Source organism: Gordonia mangrovi, from assembly GCF_024734075.1.
Lineage (GTDB): Bacteria > Actinomycetota > Actinomycetes > Mycobacteriales > Mycobacteriaceae > Gordonia > Gordonia mangrovi.
In genome coordinates this window covers 427,173-446,937 of the sequence record NZ_CP102850.1, presented here as the reverse complement: position 1 = coordinate 446,937, position 19,765 = coordinate 427,173, and the positions used below count along the sequence as shown (strand labels likewise).

Annotated in this window: 21 protein-coding genes and 1 other RNA gene; 17 read left to right on the top strand and 5 right to left on the bottom strand. The window is 66.8% G+C overall.

The window, feature by feature from the left end; translation table 11 throughout:
- Nucleotides 1-60 precede the first annotated feature (60 nt).
- The gene (locus tag NWF22_RS02180; RefSeq protein WP_160900833.1) at nt 61-954 is read right to left on the bottom strand and encodes a hypothetical protein; all 894 of its coding nucleotides are present in this window, start codon (nt 952-954) and stop codon (nt 61-63) included.
- Nucleotides 955-1,213: 259 nt separating this feature from the next.
- On the opposite strand from NWF22_RS02180, the gene crcB (NWF22_RS02175) reads away from it, so the two are divergent.
- The 3 genes from crcB (NWF22_RS02175) to NWF22_RS02165 are packed head-to-tail and all read left to right on the top strand — an operon-like array spanning nt 1,214 to nt 2,713.
- The gene (gene crcB / locus NWF22_RS02175; RefSeq protein ID WP_160900834.1) at nt 1,214-1,777 is read left to right on the top strand and encodes a fluoride efflux transporter CrcB; all 564 of its coding nucleotides are present in this window, start codon (nt 1,214-1,216) and stop codon (nt 1,775-1,777) included.
- Nucleotides 1,774-2,142, top strand: coding sequence for a fluoride efflux transporter CrcB (crcB, locus tag NWF22_RS02170; protein WP_160900835.1), 369 nt, complete (start codon nt 1,774-1,776; stop codon nt 2,140-2,142). Before crcB (NWF22_RS02175) ends, crcB (NWF22_RS02170) begins: the two co-directional genes overlap by 4 nt.
- Before the next feature lie 25 nt (nt 2,143-2,167).
- Nucleotides 2,168-2,713, top strand: coding sequence for a universal stress protein (locus NWF22_RS02165; protein WP_160900836.1), 546 nt, complete (start codon nt 2,168-2,170; stop codon nt 2,711-2,713).
- A gap of 110 nt (nt 2,714-2,823) precedes the next feature.
- On the opposite strand, the gene NWF22_RS02160 is transcribed toward NWF22_RS02165, so the two are convergent.
- Both NWF22_RS02160 and NWF22_RS02155 read right to left on the bottom strand, forming a co-directional pair.
- Complete coding sequence (locus NWF22_RS02160; RefSeq protein WP_160900837.1) at nt 2,824-4,047, bottom strand: acyl-CoA dehydrogenase family protein; 1,224 nt, start codon at nt 4,045-4,047, stop codon at nt 2,824-2,826.
- Between the two features lie 30 nt (nt 4,048-4,077).
- On the bottom strand, nt 4,078-5,463 hold the full coding sequence (locus NWF22_RS02155; RefSeq protein WP_160900838.1) for an acyl-CoA dehydrogenase family protein: 1,386 nt from the start codon (nt 5,461-5,463) through the stop codon (nt 4,078-4,080).
- A 242-nt stretch (nt 5,464-5,705) separates the two neighbouring features.
- Here NWF22_RS02155 and NWF22_RS02150 point away from each other — a divergent pair, with 242 nt between their 5' ends.
- Both NWF22_RS02150 and NWF22_RS02145 read left to right on the top strand, forming a co-directional pair.
- Nucleotides 5,706-6,098, top strand: coding sequence for a DUF2752 domain-containing protein (locus NWF22_RS02150; RefSeq protein ID WP_258321304.1), 393 nt, complete (start codon nt 5,706-5,708; stop codon nt 6,096-6,098).
- A 72-nt stretch (nt 6,099-6,170) separates the two neighbouring features.
- Nucleotides 6,171-6,830 (top strand): MBL fold metallo-hydrolase, encoded by a 660-nt coding sequence (locus NWF22_RS02145; protein WP_160900839.1) that lies wholly within the window; start codon nt 6,171-6,173, stop codon nt 6,828-6,830.
- Nucleotides 6,831-6,863: 33 nt separating this feature from the next.
- On the opposite strand, the gene hisN is transcribed toward NWF22_RS02145, so the two are convergent.
- On the bottom strand, nt 6,864-7,682 hold the full coding sequence (hisN, locus tag NWF22_RS02140) for a histidinol-phosphatase (protein WP_160900840.1): 819 nt from the start codon (nt 7,680-7,682) through the stop codon (nt 6,864-6,866).
- 116 nt (nt 7,683-7,798) lie between these two features.
- Here hisN and NWF22_RS02135 point away from each other — a divergent pair, with 116 nt between their 5' ends.
- The 10 genes from NWF22_RS02135 to ssrA all read left to right on the top strand — a co-directional run bounded on the left by NWF22_RS02135 (nt 7,799) and on the right by ssrA (nt 16,343).
- Nucleotides 7,799-8,185 (top strand): hypothetical protein, encoded by a 387-nt coding sequence (locus NWF22_RS02135; protein WP_160900841.1) that lies wholly within the window; start codon nt 7,799-7,801, stop codon nt 8,183-8,185.
- A 68-nt stretch (nt 8,186-8,253) separates the two neighbouring features.
- Nucleotides 8,254-9,369, top strand: a complete 1,116-nt coding sequence (gene prfB, locus NWF22_RS02130) for a peptide chain release factor 2 (protein ID WP_160901418.1) — start codon at nt 8,254-8,256, stop codon at nt 9,367-9,369.
- Between the two features lies 1 nt (nt 9,370).
- Nucleotides 9,371-10,330 carry a mechanosensitive ion channel family protein gene (locus NWF22_RS02125; protein WP_160900842.1) on the top strand — a complete coding sequence of 320 codons (960 nt, stop codon included), beginning with the start codon at nt 9,371-9,373 and terminating at the stop codon, nt 10,328-10,330.
- The gene (locus NWF22_RS02120) at nt 10,323-10,775 is read left to right on the top strand and encodes an Rv3103c transmembrane domain-containing protein (protein WP_160900843.1); all 453 of its coding nucleotides are present in this window, start codon (nt 10,323-10,325) and stop codon (nt 10,773-10,775) included. The genes NWF22_RS02125 and NWF22_RS02120 overlap by 8 nt, the downstream gene beginning before the upstream one ends.
- A gap of 67 nt (nt 10,776-10,842) precedes the next feature.
- Nucleotides 10,843-11,529 (top strand): cell division ATP-binding protein FtsE, encoded by a 687-nt coding sequence (ftsE, locus tag NWF22_RS02115; RefSeq protein ID WP_160900844.1) that lies wholly within the window; start codon nt 10,843-10,845, stop codon nt 11,527-11,529.
- Nucleotides 11,530-11,627: 98 nt separating this feature from the next.
- A complete protein-coding gene (ftsX, locus tag NWF22_RS02110) occupies nt 11,628-12,536 on the top strand; it encodes a permease-like cell division protein FtsX (protein WP_160900845.1) in 909 nt (302 codons plus the stop codon).
- Nucleotides 12,537-12,586: 50 nt separating this feature from the next.
- Nucleotides 12,587-13,060, top strand: a complete 474-nt coding sequence (smpB, locus tag NWF22_RS02105; protein WP_160900846.1) for an SsrA-binding protein SmpB — start codon at nt 12,587-12,589, stop codon at nt 13,058-13,060.
- A 4-nt stretch (nt 13,061-13,064) separates the two neighbouring features.
- Nucleotides 13,065-14,351, top strand: coding sequence for a glycoside hydrolase family 27 protein (locus tag NWF22_RS02100; protein ID WP_373691976.1), 1,287 nt, complete (start codon nt 13,065-13,067; stop codon nt 14,349-14,351).
- 136 nt (nt 14,352-14,487) lie between these two features.
- Nucleotides 14,488-15,897 (top strand): glutamate decarboxylase, encoded by a 1,410-nt coding sequence (gene gad, locus NWF22_RS02095; RefSeq protein ID WP_160900847.1) that lies wholly within the window; start codon nt 14,488-14,490, stop codon nt 15,895-15,897.
- 73 nt (nt 15,898-15,970) lie between these two features.
- Nucleotides 15,971-16,343, top strand: a transfer-messenger RNA (tmRNA) gene (gene ssrA / locus NWF22_RS02090).
- Between the two features lie 91 nt (nt 16,344-16,434).
- On the opposite strand, the gene NWF22_RS02085 is transcribed toward ssrA, so the two are convergent.
- Nucleotides 16,435-17,034, bottom strand: a complete 600-nt coding sequence (locus tag NWF22_RS02085; protein ID WP_160900848.1) for an alpha/beta hydrolase — start codon at nt 17,032-17,034, stop codon at nt 16,435-16,437.
- Between the two features lie 183 nt (nt 17,035-17,217).
- Here NWF22_RS02085 and pgm point away from each other — a divergent pair, with 183 nt between their 5' ends.
- Nucleotides 17,218-18,858, top strand: a complete 1,641-nt coding sequence (gene pgm / locus NWF22_RS02080; protein ID WP_160900849.1) for a phosphoglucomutase (alpha-D-glucose-1,6-bisphosphate-dependent) — start codon at nt 17,218-17,220, stop codon at nt 18,856-18,858.
- 78 nt (nt 18,859-18,936) lie between these two features.
- The gene (locus NWF22_RS02075) at nt 18,937-19,686 is read left to right on the top strand and encodes a DsbA family protein (protein ID WP_258321303.1); all 750 of its coding nucleotides are present in this window, start codon (nt 18,937-18,939) and stop codon (nt 19,684-19,686) included.
- Nucleotides 19,687-19,765 lie beyond the last annotated feature (79 nt).

The following is a 19,765-nucleotide window of genomic DNA, read 5'->3' as shown; positions in this document are numbered from 1 at the left end:
TGCCACCGGCCCGACAGCGGTAGGCGAACCCGGCCAAGCAATTCGGCGGTTGAGCGAGGGTCAGCGCACGTGTCGCGGCGCCCACGGCGGTGAGTCGGCGAACTGCTGCAAGCCGTCTGTCACGGCGGTGATCTGAGCTCGGATCGGTGCGGGTGCGTCGGCGGTCGTGGCCATCTCGGCGACCTGAGCGGCGACCTGCTTGGCCGTCGATTCGACACCGGAACCGACGGCCTCGCCGACCTGCAAGGCTGCCTTCTGTGCCCGTTCGACGGTCGGCAGGACGTCGGGTGCCGCCAATGCGGCGCGGTGACGGCCTCGGCTCTGCGCCGAAGGCGTGGCCGTGCGGAGCTTCTGGTCGTGGATCTTGATCGCCTTGTCGACGCCACCCGCGATGGCGCCGATGATCGGCGGACCCCAGATCAAGGGGATGCCGGTCACCAGAGTGCCGACGGCGCCGCCGATGGCGATACCGATCAGGGCTCCGCCGAACGCCGGCAGCGGCCCGCCCGCGAACCCGATGGCGGCCCCGATCACACCGCCGACAAGCCCAGTCGCGACGCCGATCGGGAAGGCGACGAACACTCCGAGTGCTGTCCCGATCGGGACGCCGATCAGACCGCCGATGGCTGCGGCCTCGGCGATCTGTGCTTGTTCCGTCGGGGTGAACGTCCATTGATCGGCGGCCGGCGCCGCCGCGAGTGTGCGCGAGGACAGCAGCGATCTCGGTACCCACGCGACGTCGGGCACACCTGGCGCCGCAGTGAACGACCGGACCGGAACCGGGACCAGTCCGGGTGCCGGTGCGCTCTGCGACACCGACGCCACCGGGGCAATGTCCGCCGGCAGCATGGCGTTCGCCGCGGTTGCCTGGCCGGCGCCGCTGAACGACACGGCAGCGCTCACCGAAACGGCAGCAGCGAGCCCCTTGACCGACATGATGCCGACACGTTCCATCCCCACAAGATCCCCCGACCTCTGTTCTATCGACGCCCGTTGCCACGGATGACCCGGCGGCGATCGCTTCTCACATGACGCGGTGACGGTACCGATCGCGCGGGGCCCAGACCAGCCGGGTCGTTCACGCAGACGACGGCCGGTGAGCGGTAGGGTGTCGACGGGTGATGGATCTCGCCCGGACCGGATCGGCATGCCCACCGGGTCCGAACCGCCGCCGGCTGATAGTTCCTGGTCCGACAGACGGATGGGCTGATGCATGGGTCACGACCACGGTGCGGGCGACACCTCGCCCGATCAGCTGCCCGATCAGCTGCCCGATCAGCTGCCCGATCAGCTGCCCGCCGAACCGTCTGACGACGCGCACGCCGAGCTGCCCGTCGATCCCGACACCGTGCGGCCACTGCACCTGCGACCGGCGGCCATCCTCTGGGTCCTGCTGGGTGGTGCGTGCGGAACGGGACTGCGTTACTGGGTGGAAGAACTGCTCCCACACCACGACACCGGCTGGCCGTGGGGGACGTTCACGGTCAATCTCATCGGCGCGTTCGCGCTCGGTGTCCTCCTCGAAGGGCTTGCGCTGTCCGGCGAGGACGCCGGCTGGCGTCGGCGGTGGCGCCTGCTGCTCGGCACGGGGTTGTGCGGCTCCTTCACCACCTACAGCAGCTTCGCGTTGGAGATGTCGCTGCTCTCGCATCGGGGAGCGGTCCCGCTCGCAGTGGGATATGGGCTCGCGAGCGTGATCGCCGGTGTCGCCTGCGCGTGGGTGGGGATCGCGGTCGCCGGTGCGGTGCTACGCCGACGGGCGGGTGAGGTGTCGTGATCGTCCTCGCGGTGATGGCCGCCGGTGCGCTGGGTGCGGGCGCGCGGTTCGTGCTCGACGGTGTCATCAAGAGCCGGCGATCGACAACCCTTCCGTGGGCGACGCTGGCGATCAACATCAGTGGCTCGTTCCTGCTGGGGCTGATCGCCGGCGCCGTCATGTTCGGCACCCTCGACGCGGATATCCAGACGGTGGTGGGTACCGGATTCTGTGGTGGATACACCACTTTCAGCACCGCGAGCTTCGAAACCGTTCGCCTGGCGGAGCAACGGCGGTCGGTGGTGGCGGTGGCCAACGCCCTGGCCTCGGTGCTGGGCAGTGCGGTGGCGTGCGCTTCGGGTCTGATACTTGCGTGGGCGGTGTGATCGATGTCGAGCGAGAGGGATGGCGATGAGTGACGATGGCATCGACTACGGGCTGCGGCCGGGTGATCCGCCGCTGCGTCGCCGCCTCCGAGGGCCGGAAGCGAGCCGGCCCGCGCAGGCGAGTCTGGTGATCGGCTGGGATCGGTCGCCCGCGAGCGTCGCCGCCGTGCGCTACACCGCCGATCTGGCCCGTCGGCTCGACGCCCATGTGCACGTGGTCCATGTGGTCGACATCGACGATCTCCCCATCGATCCGGATGCCCCCGACTGGGGTGAGCAGCTCCGTGCGACGGTGGATGCGGACGCTGCCGATGCCAAAGACCTTCTCGACAGCCTCGCGGCGTCGTGGACCTATCACAGCGGTCACGGCGATCCGGCGCAGTTGCTGGCCACCGTGGCCGATCGCTACAGCGCGCTGATGGTGGTCATCGGCAGCCCGCGCGGCGGACTGCTGTCGTATCTGGATTCGATGCTGCGGCAGTCGGTGTCGCGGCAGATGATCGGCAACCGAAAGACACCGCTGCTGCTGGTGCCCGCCGACTTCGCGCCGCTACGCGGGCAGGGCGAGTGAGTGCGCAGCCACCGCAGGTGAGTAACCGCTGCTGTCGTGTAAGAATTGCTGGTCGAGTAGGTCCGAGCCGCTAGGCGAGGATCGTATCGAGACCCCAGGACGTCCACCGTCTACTTCAGCTCGGCGCTGCTCTTGTTCAGCACCCGACGGGCGATGATGAGGTTTTGGATCTGCTGGGTGCCCTCGAAGATGTCCAGGATCTTCGAGTCGCGGGCCCACTTCTCCACCAGCAGTCGCTCCGAATAGCCGAGCGTGCCGGTCAGTTCCACCACCTTGTTGGTGATATCGGTGCCGGTGCGGCCGGCCTTGGCCTTCGACATCGACGCCTCGAGCGAATTCGGCTCGGAGTTGTCGGCCATCCACGCCGCGCGCATCGTATGCAGATACGCGGCCTCGAAATCCGACTCCATCCGGATGAATTCGGCTGCGGCGGCATGCTGGTCGGCGGCGGGGCGATCGTAGTCGATCTCGACGCCGGCCTCCTCGAGAATGCGGCGCAGTTCCTCGAGCGCCGCACGTGCCACGCCGACCGCCATACCCGCGACCATCGGACGCGTGTTGTCGAAGGTCTGCATGACACCGCCGAAGCCCTTCTTGGTGTCGACCTCCGGCGAGCCGAGCAGGTTGTCCTTCGGGATGCGGCAGTTCTCGAAGCGGATCACCGCGGTGTCGGAGACACGGATGCCGAGTTTGTGTTCGAGGCGCACCACTTCGACGCCCGGGTGTTCGCGCGGCACCACGAAACTCTTGATCGCCGCACGCCCGAGGCTCTTGTCGACCGAGGCCCACACCACGATGTGGGTGGCCCGCGAACCGGCGGTGACGAAGATCTTCTCGCCGTTGAGGACGTACTCGTCACCGTCGAGCGTGGCTGTGGTCGACACCGCCGCGGAGTCGGATCCGAAGCTCGGTTCGGTGATGGCCATCGCGGCCCACACCTTGCCGAACCGCTTGAGTTGCTCGTCGGTGGCGACGGCGGCGATCGCGGCGTTGCCCAGGCCCTGATACGGGATGGTCAGCATGAGACCGACATCGCCCCAGGACGTTTCCATCGTGTTGATGACCGACTGCATGTTGCCGCCGTTGACCACCGCACCCTCGGGGCGTGACTTGGCCGACTTCTGCTGGCTACGACCACCGTCGGCGCCGGCGCCGGCCTGACCCGCCTCGGCCAGGCCGTCGTAGAGGCTGGCGAGCGTGTCGAGCTCGACGGGGTAATCATGTTCGCGCAGATCGTATTTCCGCGAGATCGGACGGAAGATCTCGGCGGCGGCCTGATGGGCCTGATCGATCGTCGCGTTCAGCTTCTTGGGAAGTTCGAGATTGATGCTCATGTCGTTGGTGTCCTCACCGATCGTCGCGTCCTAGAGGACGACGATGCCCTCGCCGATACCTGCGCCACGTAGATCGCGGTACCACCGCTCCACCGGATGCTCCTTGGTGAACCCGTGGCCGCCGAGCAACTGCACGCCGTCGAGGCCGATCTGCAGACCTTTGTCGATGGTCAGCTTGCGGGCCAACGCCGCCTCGCGTGCATAGGACAAGCCCTGTTCGGCGCGGGCCGCGCCGCGTAGCGTCACCAGGCGGATGGAGTCGACCTCGGTGGCGATGTTGGCGACCATGAACGCCACTGCCTGCCGGTTGGAGATCGGCTCGCCGAACGCCTCACGCTCGTTCACGTACGGGATCACGTAGTCGAGCACGGCCTTCGCCGTCCCGGCGGCCAGCGCCGACCAGCCCAGCCGTGACAGCCGTACCACGTCGCGGTAGGCCGAGAACGCGGCCTCGCCGTCGGCTCCGCCGAGCAGGGCCGACTCGGGGACGGCCACGTCCTGCAGCAACAGTCGGCCCATCCCGGCGGCGCGCACACCCATGCCGGGATCGGCTTCGACGATCAGGCCCTTGCTGTCGGATTCGACGATGAACAGCGCGGGACGTCCGTCGAGCTGTGCGCCGACGAGGAACAGCTCCGAGGACCCGGCGGCCGGGACGAACGACTTCACGCCATTGAGACGGTATCCGCTCGGCACACGGGTGGCCTTGGTGCCGAGGTCGAAGGCGTCGAACAGCGGCCGGGGTTCGGCGATGACGACCGCCGACTGCGGAACGTTCTCACCGGCGAAGTCGGGCAGGTAGGTGCGCTGCTGCTCGTCGGTGCCGAAGTTGGTCAGGGTGGTGGCCACGCCGCTCGGTGCGAGCAGTGGCAACGCGAGACCCATGTCGCCGTAGGCCATCGCCTCGGCGACCAGGGCGTTGGTGACCACCCCGCGCTCGGAGGCCGCGCCGTCGAGATCCTCCGGCACGTTGATCATGGTGATGCCGAGCTCGGCGCAGCGCTTGAGGATGTCGTCCGGTGCGGATGCCGCGTTGTCGGCGTCGTAGGCGGCCGGACGCAGGATCTCGGTGGCGAATTCCTTCACCGTCTCGGCGATCATCTGCTGTTCGTCGTCGGGGTTGAGGTTGAAGTACCCCTTGGGGGAGGTGGTCAGACGCTTCGCCTGCCCCGATCCGCCCTGTGCGGCCTTGAACGCGCGGTTCGCGGCGCCCAGCGTCTGGAACCCGGTCTTGGTGCCCTGGTAGGCGATGCGATTGAGGGGTTCGCGGATGTTGTACTTCTCGGCGAACTCCGATCCGGTCACCGTCGTCAGCACGCGCATCGCGGTGCCGATGAAGTTGCGGGGATGCGGGTTCTTCCCGACGGCGGAGGTGTCGCGGGGTTCGGTGTGCCGCGCTTCGGTTTGTGAGGTCATGGTGCACCAGCCTGTTCTCGGGCGGTCGGGGTCGTGCCGGGTGTGGCGTCGACCCCTATCTTACTCGATAGTAAGTCCAGACCTTACTCCTCGGTAAGGAACTTGTCACGCACTACGCTGGTCGGGTGACCGTTCGCCCCGACAGTTCGTCCCCCGGGTCTGGCCTCGTCCCCCCACGGCCGCAGGGGGATGAAGCGATACGCGGGGGAGGAACCGAGTGGGGGCGCGGGACGGCCGCGGCGGTGTCCCTGGCGGGAGCGGCGGCGGTGGGGGCGGCCGTCGGGGTGTCGCCGGAGGCGCTCGCCGACGGGCCCGGACTGTGTCCGTTTGCGCACCTCACCGGTCTGCCCTGTCCGGGCTGTGGCCTGACGCGTAGTTGGGTCGCCCTCGGGCACGGCGACGTGGTCGGCGCGTTCGGCCTCAACTGGTTCGGACCGCTGTTCCTGACAGTGGCGGTGGTGGTGACGGGGGTGGCGTTGTGGACGGCACTCGCCGGTGGTGGCGCGCTGAACCGGGCGCAGCGAGTCCTGACCGGCCGTGTCGCGCTCGTCGTACTCGTCATGTGGGTCGGCTACGGACTCGCGCGGATGCTCGACGCCGGATTCGGTTGGGGCTTCTTCGCTCTCGTGGTGTGAATCGCCCATGCCCATGCCCGTGCCCGTCGCGGCGACGTGACGTCGGCGCCGTCGGAGAGCAGAGTGGAGATCATGCAGCTCACACATTTCGGTCACTCATGCGTTCTGGTGGAGATCGACGGCACCAAGATCCTGTTCGACCCGGGCAGCTTCTCTCACGGATTCGAGGGTCTCACCGATCTCGATGCCGTCTTCATCACCCATCAGCACCCGGACCACTGTGACGTCACCCGGCTTCCCGACCTGATCGCAGCCAACCCACAGGCGGTGCGTTTCGCCGATCCACAGACGGCCACTCAACTCAACGACGACAACGTCGCCGGCCCGTGGACCATCGCCAACGCCGGTTCACACACCCAGGTCGGTCCGGTCACCGCTCGCTTCACCGGCGGCCGGCATGCGGTGATCCATCCCGAGATCCCGGTGGTCGACAACGTCGCCTACGTCCTGGACACCAAGTCGATGACCGGGCGGTTCATGCATCCCGGCGACTCGTTCTACATCCCGTTCGAGAAGATCGACGTGCTGGCCCTGCCGTCGGCTGCGCCATGGATGAAACTCAGCGAATCCGTGGACTACCTGCGGGCGATGGCCCCGCGGGTGGCCGTGCCGATCCACCAGGCGATCCTGTCCGACGCCGGCTCCGGCGTGCACTACGGACGACTGTCGGAGATGAAGGCCGCCGCCACCGACTTCGTCGTTCTCGACGAGGAGTCGGCGACCGACCTCTGACGCCCGGTGCGGTCACCAACCGAGTCCGACGGGTCAGTTGCCGGGTGTCAGGGCGCCGAGGACCGCATCGTGCAGCGATCCGTTGGTGGCGACCGCGCTCCCGCCGGACGGACCGTCGGAGCCGTTGAGTGCGGTGAACCGCCCACCGGCCTCCCGGACGATGACGTCGAGGGCGGCCAGGTCCCACAGCGACACCTCCGGCTCGGCGGCGATGTCGACGGCGCCTTCGGCGACGAGACAGTAGTTGTAGAAGTCGCCGTACCCGCGGACCCGCCACACCGAGTCCGTCAGGGCGACGAATTCGTCGCGGATACCGCGATCGCGCCACCCGGACAGGCTGGAGAAGGCCAGGCTCGCCGACGACAGCTCGGACACACCGGACACCGACAGGCGGCGCGGGAACTCCTGCCCGTCGAACACGCTGAACGCGCCGAGTCCCTCCGCCGCCCACCAGCGTCGTCGCAGTGCCGGGGCCGAGACCACCCCGACCCGCGGGACACCGTCGTCGAGCAACGCGATGAGGGTGGCCCACACCGGCACACCGCGGACGAAATTCTTGGTGCCGTCGATCGGGTCCACCACCCACTGGCGGCCGGTGAGCGCCGCGTCGCCGCCGAACTCCTCGCCGAGAACCGCGTCGTCGGTACGACGGGCAGCGAGTCGCTGCCGCACCATCGTCTCGCAGGCGAGGTCGGCATCGGACACGGGCGTCAGGTCCGGTTTGTCGTCGACGCGCAGGTCCACCGCCCCGAACCGCTGCATGGTCAACGCGTCGGCCGAATCGGCGAGCGACAACGCGAGTTCGAGATCGTCGGAGCGCTCGTGACCGGTCGCGACGCTGTCAAATGGCATGCGGGTAGGTTAGCGCCACGCGGGCCGGGGTCCGTGACGTCCCGGCGTGCCCACGAGAGGCCTCCACGGCCCGCGAACGCCCGGTGTGCCGGCGCCCGACCGGTAGGGTGACCGGCATGTGGCTTGCGGTCGGATTCACTGTGATCATCGCGGCGGTACTCGTGGCGCTCGTCGTGCAATGGCAGCGCGGCCGCAACCCACGTCCGCTGTCGGGCGCGCGTGCCGCGCAGTTCGTGCAGGGCACCTTCACGGTCACCGGGGTCAGCGAACGTCCCGACCAGGGCGACGCCAAAGGTGAGCGGTTCTGCACCGTGTCCGGCACGATCGTGGGTCCGCAGACCGACCCGGCCGAGGTGTACGGGACGCTGGTGCTCGGCGAGACCGATCCGTGGCCGCAGATCGGCGCGGACCTTCCGGTGGTGTACAAGCCCGGCAAGGCCACGTCGTCGTGGCGGTTCGGCGAGCTGCCGCCCGCCGATCCGGGTTCGATCCCACCCGCCTGACCGCGTCGGGACCGCTCGACGGACAGGGGGCAGCCCTGGTCGGTTTCGCGACGGTAGTCTTGATGATCGTGCAACCCGACGTAACCGCAGACCTCGAATCCATCGGCACCACCTTGACCACGGTCGAGAAGGTGCTCGACCTCGACGAGCTGCGCCGTCGGATCGACGAGCTCGAGATGCAGGCCTCCGATCCTGACCTGTGGAACGACCAGGACCACGCCCAGCGCGTGACCAGCGAACTCTCCCACGCGCAGGCCGAGTATCGGCGAGTGACCGAGCTGCGGCAGCGGCTCGACGACCTGCCGGTGCACTATGAGCTCGCCGAGGCCGAAGAAGGAGACGACCGGACCACGGCCTTGGCCGACGCCGATGCCGAGCGTGCGTCGCTGAAGGCCGACGTCGAGGCCATGGAGGTCAAGACGATGCTGGCCGGCGAATACGACCAGCGTGACGCACTGGTCAACATCCGCTCCGGTGCGGGCGGCGTCGATGCCGCCGACTGGGCGCAGATGCTGATGCGCATGTACATCCGGTGGGCGGAGAAGCACAACTACGGTGTGGAGGTCTACGACACCTCGTACGCCGAAGAGGCCGGCATCAAGAGCGCCACCTTCACGGTGAAGGCGCCCTACATGTACGGGACCCTCTCGGTGGAGCAGGGCACCCACCGGCTGGTGCGGATCAGCCCGTTCGACAACCAGGGTCGGCGACAGACGTCGTTCGCCGAGGTCGAGGTGCTGCCGGTGGTCGAGACGACCGACCACATCGACGTCGACGAGAACGACGTGAAGGTCGACGTGTACCGCTCGTCGGGTCCCGGCGGGCAGTCGGTCAACACCACCGACTCCGCAGTTCGGCTGACACACATCCCCACCGGCATCGTCGTAACCTGTCAGAACGAGAAGAGTCAGCTGCAGAACAAGGCATCGGCCATGCGCGTGCTGCAGGCGAAACTTCTCGAACGCAAGCGCCAGGAAGAGCGTGCAGAACTCGACGCGCTCAAGGGCGACGGCGGTTCGAGCTGGGGGAATCAGATGCGTTCCTATGTGTTGCACCCGTACCAGATGGTCAAGGACCTGCGTACCAACGTCGAGGACAACAACCCGACGGCGATCCTCGACGGCGAGATCGACAAGTTCATCGAGGCCGGCATCCGCTGGCGTATGGCCGCCGCCGACGCCTGACATGGCGGCCGAACTGACGCCGCTGGCCTTTGCCCCCGGCGCTACCCAGGCCGTCATCGGGCGGCTCTATGTCTGGATGGCCACCGACGGCCTCGAGATCCTCATCTGGATCCTCGGTGGTCTGCTGGTCATGCGGTTCATCAGATGGGGCGCCGACGCCTACGCCGCCCGCCTCAAGGTGCAGTTCGACACCAGCGATCTGATCGTCCAGACCGAGGACGCCAAACATCGGCGGGCGCTCGTCGATGTGGTCGCATGGACACTCATCGTGGTGGTCGGGATCATGGTGCTGATCAGGATTCTGGTGATCTTCGGTATACCGCTCACCGGTTTGGCCGGCCCCGGCGCGGTGCTGGGTGCCGCACTCGGCTTCGGTGCGCAGCGCATCGTGCAGGACATCCTGGCCGGGTTCTTCGTGGTCGCCGAGAAGCAGTACGGATATGGCGACGTGGTGGTCCTGACCGTGTCGGCCAACGGCCAGGCCGAGGGCACGGTGGAGGACGTCACGTTGCGCGTCACCAAACTGCGGACGAGTGAGGGTGAGGTGATCACGGTTCCCAACGGTCAGATCGTGAAGGCCACCAACCTGTCCAAGGACTGGGCGCGCGCCGTCGTGGACGTACCGATCCCCGCCGACGCCGACATCGCCCTGGTCAACGAGACCCTCGACCGGGTCGGCGACTCCTTCTACGAACAGCGCCGATGGCATGACCTCCTGCTGGACTCGCCGTCACCGCTCGGGGTGATCAACCTCGAGCTCGACTCGATCACCGTCCGCATGGTCGCCCGGACGCTGCCCGGCAAACAGTTCGACGTCAGCCGCGCCCTACGGATCGACATCGTGCGCGCATTGGCGCGCGAGGGCATCACGGTCGCACCGGGACGCGACGTGCAGGCGGGCAGCGGGCCGCCCGCCACAATGGCCGACGAGGTCGGAAAGGCACGCGACCGCGATGGCTGAGGAGACACAGGATCGGCCCGAGGCCCGCGACGGCACCGACGAGGACGGGCGGATCCTCCCCAGGCGGCTGCACGATTGGGGGCACGTCTACAAGACGCCGATCCGGACCACGACGGCGGTGCTGCTGATCGCGTTCTTCGGGTGCAGCACGCTCTACGGCTACACCTCGCAGCGATATGGGGTCGTGCAGCCACCCCCGGCGCAGGTGGCCCCGTCCTCCACCACCACCAGTGAGCCCAGCTTCAGCTCGACGCCGTCGAGTGCCTCACTGACGACGACGGCCCCCACGGACTCGACCGAGACCGGCACCGTGGGTGATACGCAGACGGGAACCGACAGCGGCGACACCCAGACCACCACACGCAGCACCGTGCCCGGTCTGCCCGGCGTGCCGGTTCCGAACTTCGGACGCACGCAGGAGACCACCACAATCCCGGAGCGCTGACCAGCCACGACGCGAACGCGGCAAACCTGAGCGTTCATCTCAGCGGCCGTGGCTACACTGGCATCTCGTGATCAAGCTGGAGAACGTCACGATGAAGTACAAGGCGTCCAGTCGGCCCGCCTTGACCGACCTCACCCTCGAGGTCGACAAGGGGGAGTTCGCCTTCTTGATCGGCCCGTCGGGTTCGGGGAAGTCGACCTTCTTCCGGCTGCTGCTCAAGGAGGACAAGCCCACGTCGGGCGATGTGTATGTGGGGGACTTCCACGTCAACACCCTCAAGGGTCGGATGGTGCCCAAGCTGCGACAGTCGATTGGCTGCGTCTTCCAGGACTTCCGCCTGCTGCAGCAGAAGTCGGTGGCCGACAACGTCGCGTTCGCGTTGGAGGTGATCGGCAAGAGCCCGTCCACGACTCGGCGCATCGTGCCGGAGGTCCTCGACTACGTCGGCCTGTCCGGCAAGGCCGACCGCATGCCCAACGAGTTGTCCGGCGGCGAGATGCAGCGCGTCGCGATCGCCCGGGCGATCGTCAATCGGCCGCTGCTGCTGCTGGCAGACGAACCGACCGGCAACCTCGACCCGGAGACCAGCGAGGAGATCGTCGACGTCCTCGACCGGGTGAACCGCCGCGGCACCACAGTGATCATGGCCACCCACGATCGGCACATCGTCGACGCCATGCGCCGGCGCGTACTCGAGTTCGACAACGGCCACCTGGTCCGCAACGATCCGCAAGGGGTCTATGGAATCGGCTGACCGAGGGCATCGGCCGACCGCCGTTGCCCCGCCCGTGACCCGCCCGTGTGGGGTAGCGCCTCACACCCTCGACTTCTGTTAGGACTGCGCACAGACCCATGCGAGCGAACTTCATCATCAGCGAGGTCCTCAACGGTTTCCGACGCAACGTGACCATGACCATCGCCATGGTCCTGACCACGGCGATCACGCTGGGCATGTTCGGCGGCGGACTGTTGGTCATCCAGATGGCCGACAAGAGTCAGCAGATCTTCCTCGACCGGGTCGAGATGCAGTTCTTCGTCAACGACGCCGTCTCCGATGCCGACCCGAACTGCCAGGAATCGCCGTGCGCGGAGCTGCGGACCGACATTGAGAACGAGCCGGGGGTGGGTTCGGTCACCTTCATCGACCGCGAGGAGGCTTTCGAGGCGGCCAAACAGACCTTCAAGGACAATCCCGACATCGCCAACAACATCCGGGAAGGCACGATCCCGGCGTCGCTGAAGGTGCGGATGTCGGACCCGGCGCAGTTCGGCGCGGTGCTCGACAAATACAAGGACCGCAAAGATCTCGGTGTCGACGGCGCGCTCGACCAACGCGAACTCGTCCAACGCATCTTCAGCGTGCTCGACGGGACCCGTAATGCGGCGTTCGCGGTAGCGATGGTCCTCGCGGTGGCCGCCATCCTGCTGATCGTGAACACCGTGCAGATCGCGGCGTTCACCCGGCGCACCGAGGTGTCGATCATGCGGCTGGTGGGCGCCACCCGCTGGTACACCCAGCTCCCGTTCCTGCTCGAGGCGGTGGTCGCCGCCCTCGCCGGTGCATTCCTGGCGATCGGCGGGCTGTTCGCGGCCAAGGTTTTCTTCTTCGACAACGCTCTACGCGATCTGTACGGTGTGAACATCCTGGCGCGTATCGGGATCTCCGACGTGCTGTTCGTGTCGCCGTGGTTGATCCTGGCGGGAATCCTGTTGTCGGGTGTCACCGCCTACGTGACGTTGCGGGTCTATGTGCGCGAGTGATCGGGGCCGACGAGATCGGCACGACGAGATGGGAACGAGGAGGTGCAGCAATGGCGAAGGAGAAAGGTCGCAACGTGATCGCGACCAACCGTAAGGCACGCCACAACTACGCCATCCTCGACACCTATGAGGCGGGTATCGCCCTGCTGGGCACCGAGGTGAAGAGTCTGCGTGAGGGCAAGGCCTCCCTCGCGGACGCATTCGCGACGGTCGATGACGGCGAGATCTGGCTGCGCGCGGTCCACATCCCCGAGTACGGCAGCGGGTCGTGGACCAATCACGCGCCGCGCCGCAATCGGAAACTGCTGATGCATCGTCGAGAGATCGACAACCTGATCGGCAAGATCCGCGACGGCAACCTCACGTTGGTGCCGCTGTCGTTGTACTTCAGCGACGGCAAGGTGAAGGTGGAGCTGGCGCTGGCCCGAGGCAAGCAGGCACACGACAAACGCCAGGACATCGCGCGCCGGACCGCGCAACGTGAGGTGGAGCGCGAGATCGGTCGGCGCGTCAAGGGGATGTGAGCAGGTGCCCCGACACCCGGCGCATCGCCACCTAGCGCGTCGCCGTGGCCTCGCCGTGCTGGCGGCGGTGCTGGTGACGCTCGGCTTCGTCGCGTGCACACCCGACCCGGAGGGCCGCATCGGTGGCGACGGTGTCGCGATCGACGGTCTGCCGGCCACCCCGCCGATGGGCTGGAACAGCTGGAACACCTTCGGCTGCAACATCACCGAGCAAATCGTCCGCGAGCAGGCCGACGCGCTGGTGCTCACCGGGCTACGTGACGCCGGGTATCGCTACGTTGTCGTCGACGACTGCTGGGCCGCGCCTGAGCGCGCCGACGACGGGTCGCTGCAGGCCGATCCGGGTCGGTTCCCCTCCGGCATGGCTGCGCTCGGGCGGTATCTGCACGACCGCGGTCTGAAGTTCGGGTTGTACGCAGCCGCCGACGAGAAGACCTGCACCCAGTTCCTCGGTACGTATCCGGGCGCCACCGGCAGCCGTGGCCACGAGGACGCCGACGCCCAGACGTTCGCCGACTGGCAGGTCGACTATCTGAAATACGATTGGTGCTCGAGCAATTCCGACCATGACGCCCAGGTGTCCGCGTTCACCGCGATGCGTGACGCGATCCGTGACACCGGTCGGCCCATGGTGTACAGCATCAACCCCAACAGCGGTGTCGCGGACTCGGTTCCGGGTGCCGAATTCGACTGGGGGGGCGTTGCGACGATGACGCGGGTCACCAATGACATCACCCCGGTGTGGTCGACCAACGCCGACGATTCCGGGGCGCAGGGGGTGATCGACATCGTCGACGCGGTCGCGCCGCTCGCGTCGCGGGTCGAGCCCTCGGCGTTCAACGACCCGGACATGCTCGTGGTGGGGGTGGACGGCAACCCTGGTCTCACCCTGGCCCAGCAACGCACGCAGATGTCGATGTGGGCGATGATGGCCGCGCCGCTCATCGCCGGCAACGATCTCACGCGCATGTCGACGCAGACCCTGGACCTGCTGCGCAACCGTGCGGTCATCGCGATCGATCAGGACGGTCGAGTCAGTGCCGGCGCGCCCGTCGACGACGACCCGGAGGTCTGGGCGCGTGCGGTCGGCGACAAAGGTCTCGTCGTGTCGTTGACGAACCGGTCGGATCATCCGCGGGCCATCTCGGTGTCGCTGGGCAGTCTCGGGCTGGTCGGCGACGACACCGTCGGTGCCGTCGACGCCTGGACGGGGCGTCGGTACCAGGCCGCCGACGGTCAACTCACCGTCGACGTCGCGGTCAACGACACGGTGCTGCTACAGATCGTGTGACGTCTCATGGATTCCTCGATCTGCTCGGCGAGCGTGGCATGGTCGATATGATCCGAAGCGGCCCCAAGGTCAGCTGATCGCGGACGCGGGGTGAGGCATCCAGTGATTCATCGATTCGCCACCTCAGGAGCAGACGATGACCGACCGCACACACACCAATGCCCGCAACACGACCAACATCGGCGCGAATCTGACTCTCAACCCGGTGTTCGTCCGCCCCGGCGAGGCCACCGAGCTGCCGAAGTTCACCATTCCCGACCAGATGAGCCTGCCCGCGACCGCCTACCAGATCGTGCACGACGAGGCGATGCTCGACGGCAACGCGCGGCTGAATCTGGCGACCTTCGTGTCGACGTGGATGGACGACGAGGCACGCCGGCTCTACGCCGAGACCTACGACAAGAACATGATCGACAAGGACGAGTACCCGCAGACCGCGGCAATCGAGGATCGGTGCTGGAAGATCATCGCCGATCTGTGGAATGTGCCGGATGTGGAGAACGCGATCGGGACCTCGACGATCGGGTCCTCGGAGGCGGCGATGCTGGGTGGCCTGGCGCTCAAGCGGCATTGGCAGACGCGCCGCAAAGCCGAGGGCAAGTCGATCGAGAAGCCGAATCTGGTGCTGTCCACCGCTGTTCAGGTGTGTTGGGAGAAGTTCCTCAACTACTTCGAGGTGGAGCCGCGGTGGGTGCCGGTGAGCGAGGAGCATTTCGTCTTCGACGGCCACGAACTCGAGAAGTATGTGGATGAGAACACGATCGGTGTGGTGGCGATCGTCGGGGTGACCTACAACGGGTTGTACGAGCCGGTGAAGGAGATCTCCGCGAAACTCGACGAGATCCAGGCCGCCACCGGACTCGACGTGAAGATCCATGTGGACGGCGCATCGGGGGCGATGATCGCGCCGTTCTGTCAGCCGGATCTGGAATGGGATTTCCGGGTGCCGCGAGTGGTGTCGATCAACACCTCCGGCCACAAGTACGGCCTGGTGTATCCGGGGTTGGGCTGGATCGTCTGGCGCGACGCCGAGGCGCTGCCGGAGAGCATGGTGTTCCACTGCAGCTATCTCGGCGGTGACATGCCGACACTCGCATTGAACTTCTCGCGTCCCGGTGCGCAGGTGTTGTTGCAGTACTACAACTTCCTGCGGTTGGGTCGCGAGGGCTATCGGCAGGTGCAGCAGGAGTCGCTCGACGTCGCGCAGTATCTGTCGGCAGCGATCGGCGAGATGGGTCCGTTCGATCTCGTCAGCAGGGGTGACACCATCCCGGTGTTCGCGTGGAAGCTCAAGGCCGGGTACACGGACAAATGGACGCTCTACGATCTGTCCGACCGACTGCGGATGAAGGGATGGCTGGTACCGGCGTATCCGATGGCCGACGACCTCGCCGACATGACATTGCAGCGCATCGTGGTGCGGACCGGTCTCAGTCGCGATCTCGGCGCCGCGTTGCTGCGAGACATGGAGAGTGAGATCGCCTTCCTCGACAATCTACAGTCGCCGATGCCGCGCGAGGGTACGGGCTCACACTTCCATCACTGACCGATACCGGGATGAAACGCGCATCAGCCGTTGTTACACTGAAGTACTCGCCGAGTTTCGGCGGGACTACCTCGGGGCTGATCGGTTTCGACTGCGTGCGTCGAGGTAGGGGAAGCGTGTCGGTGCAGGCTAGAGACCACCGTTAAGCGTCGTAGCAACCAATTAAGCGCCGATAAGAATCAGCGCGACTACGCACTCGCTGCCTGATCAGCGAGGCTAGTCTGTCGGCCCGGGTCTGCTCCCGCACCCGGATGCCGGCATCATCTCAGGGAGCTCACCGCTGTCGCCGGTCGCGGACGGCAGCGGGACATCAAACAGCGACTGGGATCGTCATCTCGGCTTGTTCGCGTGACCGGGAGATCCAAGTAGAGGCATAGCGAACTGCACACGGAGAAGCCCTACCGAAGCGACGGAGGACCCGGGTTCAATTCCCGGCAGCTCCACCGACGAGGCCCCCGACCGGTGGTCGGGGGTTTCGTGCTTGAGTGTGGCTCTCGACCTCCGTGCCGGGCGCGTTGGGTGCGTGAGGGCGGTGGGTTACCGGGGGAGCGCGGTGCCGACGAAATCGAGTGCGCTGCGCTGCCACAGGGGCACGTGATCGAGCATCGCGTGCCCGCCGTCGTGCACCGGCAGGAAGGTCGCGTCGAGCCCGCGCTCGCCCAGTTCGCGGATGCCCTTCTCGGTACGATGCGCGAAGGTGCGTGTGTCGCTCGTGCCATGGACAGCGACGACACGCACATCGTCGTGGATGAACCGCCAGTCCGCGTGTTGCCACCAGGGAGCGAGTGCGAGGAGGCCGGTCACCCGCCGATCGGCCGCGAGGTGTGCGCCGACTCGGCCACCCATCGAATGGCCCACCAGCACCACCGGGACTCCCGGGTGTTTGCGGGTCAGGTCGTCGAGGGCTTTTCGTGCGTCGGGCACCGGGCAGTTCTGCTGTCCGTTCCATCCATAGAACCGGTAGCGCACCTGGTGCACGCGGACCCGCCGCCCGTAGCGCGCGCGGATGGACCACGTGAATGGATACATCCGCAGAGCCGAGGGCTGGCGCGTGCTGAACGGGCGGTAGCTGCGGTCGGTTCCACCGGGAAGCACCAGTACGAGAAGGTCCGCGCGAACCGGGACGCGCATCAGCATGAGCCCTCGCCCACCCGCACCGGCGCGAGAACCGTCCGCCGCGGCCCGCGCCGGACGTTGCGGCTGCCGAGCGACTGTCTGCAGTGCATCGTCGGATCCTCCTCGATTCCGTGAATCGGTGCCCACAGTAACCATTCGTTGGTTGCCGACGTTCGGATCGGTTCCGGTGGCACAATTGCGCCTATGGCACATCCGAGAGCAGGAACCACGGCGCTCCCCGAGGATCTGATCGACGTCGATACAGTCGAACGGGCCTACTACGACCGGGTGCCCGATCCCGACGATCCCATGCAGCAGGTGGTGTTCGGCACCTCGGGTCATCGTGGATCGAGCCTCGACGGGGCGTTCAACGAAGCGCACATCCTGGCGACCACACAGGCGATCGTGGAGTACCGGAAGTCGGCGGGGATCACCGGGCCGTTGTTCATCGGTTTCGACACCCACGCACTCTCGATCCCGGCATGGCGCAGCGCACTCGAGGTGCTGACCGCCAACGAGGTCACCGTGTACATCGCCGAGAACGAGAAGTTCACCCCCACGCCGGCCGTGAGCTTCGCCATCCTGCGGTTCAACCAGGCCAATCCCGGGGTGCTCGCCGACGGCATCGTCGTGACCCCGTCGCACAATCCACCCCGCGACGGTGGTTTCAAGTACAACCCGCCGAGCGGTGGCCCGGCCGACACGAACATCACGTCGGTGGTGGCGCGTCGCGCCAACGAGTTGCTCGCCGACAAACTTGCCGGGGTCAACCGGATTCCGTTCGAACGAGCTCGCCGCAGTGAGTTCATTCATGAATATCCCTACACGGCAACCTATGTGGACCATCTACACGAGGTTGTCGACATGGCGGCCATCCGTGACGCCGGTATCCACATCGGTGCCGATCCGCTGGGCGGCGCGTCGGTCGGCTATTGGGCCGAGATCGGGGCCCGATACAACCTGACGAACCTGACCGTGGTGAACCCGACGGTCGATCCCACGTTCCGATTCATGACACTCGACACCGACGGCAAGATCCGGATGGACTGCTCGTCGCCGAATGCGATGGCGTCGCTGATCTCGGCACGCGACAGCTATGACATCGCCACCGGAAACGACGCCGACTCCGACCGGCACGGCATCGTGACGCCCGACGGCGGATTGATGAACCCCAATCACTATCTGGCGGTGGCGATCGACTACCTGTTCACGCACCGCCCCGGGTGGCGAGCCGAGGCTGCGGTGGGTAAGACCCTGGTCAGTTCGTCGTTGATCGACCGTGTCGTCGCCGGGATCGACCGCAAGCTTCTCGAGGTCCCGGTCGGCTTCAAGTGGTTCGTCGACGGACTGCTCGACGGCAGCATCGCCTTCGGGGGGGAAGAGAGCGCGGGCGCCTCGTTCCTCACCTTCGACGGCAAGCCGTGGTCGACGGACAAGGACGGCATCATCCTGGCGCTGTTGGCCTCGGAGATGCTCGCCACGACCGGCAAGACGCCATCGCAGCGCTATCGTGAACTGGCCGACCGCTACGGCGAGAGCGCCTATGCGCGCATCGATGCGCCCGCCTCCCGCGCACAAAAGGCTCTGCTCGGCAAGCTCTCGGCCGACCAGGTCAAGGCGACCGAACTGGCCGGGGAGCCGATCACGGCTGTGCTCACCGAAGCACCCGGCAACGGGGCGCCGATCGGTGGGCTCAAGGTGACCACGGAGAATGCGTGGTTCGCCGCCCGCCCATCGGGAACCGAGGACGTCTACAAGATCTACGCGGAGTCGTTCAAGGGCGCCGATCACCTGGCCACGGTGCAGGCCCAGGCCCAGGAACTGGTCGACTCCGTGCTGGTGTGATCGCCGAGCGTAGACGGACGGCGCCGATCCGGGGGCGGCGCGGTCTGCTCTCATCGCTGCCGCATTAGAGTCGGCACGGTGAGCGACAAGCGCAAGCCCCCACCATCGACGGCCAAATCGAAGTATCAGCCGAGCGCGACGTCGAGCCGCACCACTTATATCCTCGGCGGGCTGGCGGTGGTGATCATCCTCGCCCTCATCGTCGGCGGTGTGATCTGGAACCGCAGCCAGCGTGACACCGGCGGTGTGGACGAAGCCGTGCTCAGCGAGAACGCGGCACTGATCATCGGGGAGCCTTCCGCGCCGCAGACGATCGACGTGTTCGAGGACTTCATGTGCCCGGTGTGCCAGGAGTTCGAGGAGCAGTCCGGTCCGGCGATCACCCGAGCGATCAATGACGGCTCGCTGCGCGTGCGCTACCACGTGCTCACCTTCCTCGACGACCGGTCGGCCTCCGGCGACTATTCGACCCGCGCCGCCGGTGCCGCCCAGTGTGTCGGGGCCGGGGAGGACAAGGAGGTCTTCGAGAAGTTCCACAGTGCCCTGTTCGCCGATCAGCCGGAGGAAGGCGGCGAGTCCGACCTCAGCAATGCGGACATGGCGCGGCTGGCCGGCGCGCAGGGCGCATCTGCGCACACCCAGCAGTGCGTCGCGGATGGAGCCAAGTTGGCCGAGGCGACGGCTGCATCCGAGCAGTCGCGGACCCAGCTCGCCAAGGCCACCGGTGGCCAGGTGGCGACCCCGACCGTGTTGTCCGGCGGCGAACCGGTGAACGGCATCATGGACGGGACCGATTGGCTGGACCAACTGCTGACCGAGCAGGGGTGAGGGCGGTCCGCGCCCACCGTCCAGGCGATTTGGTCGGAGTCGGAACGATGGTGTAGTTTCGCCTTTGCCCTTGAAACGG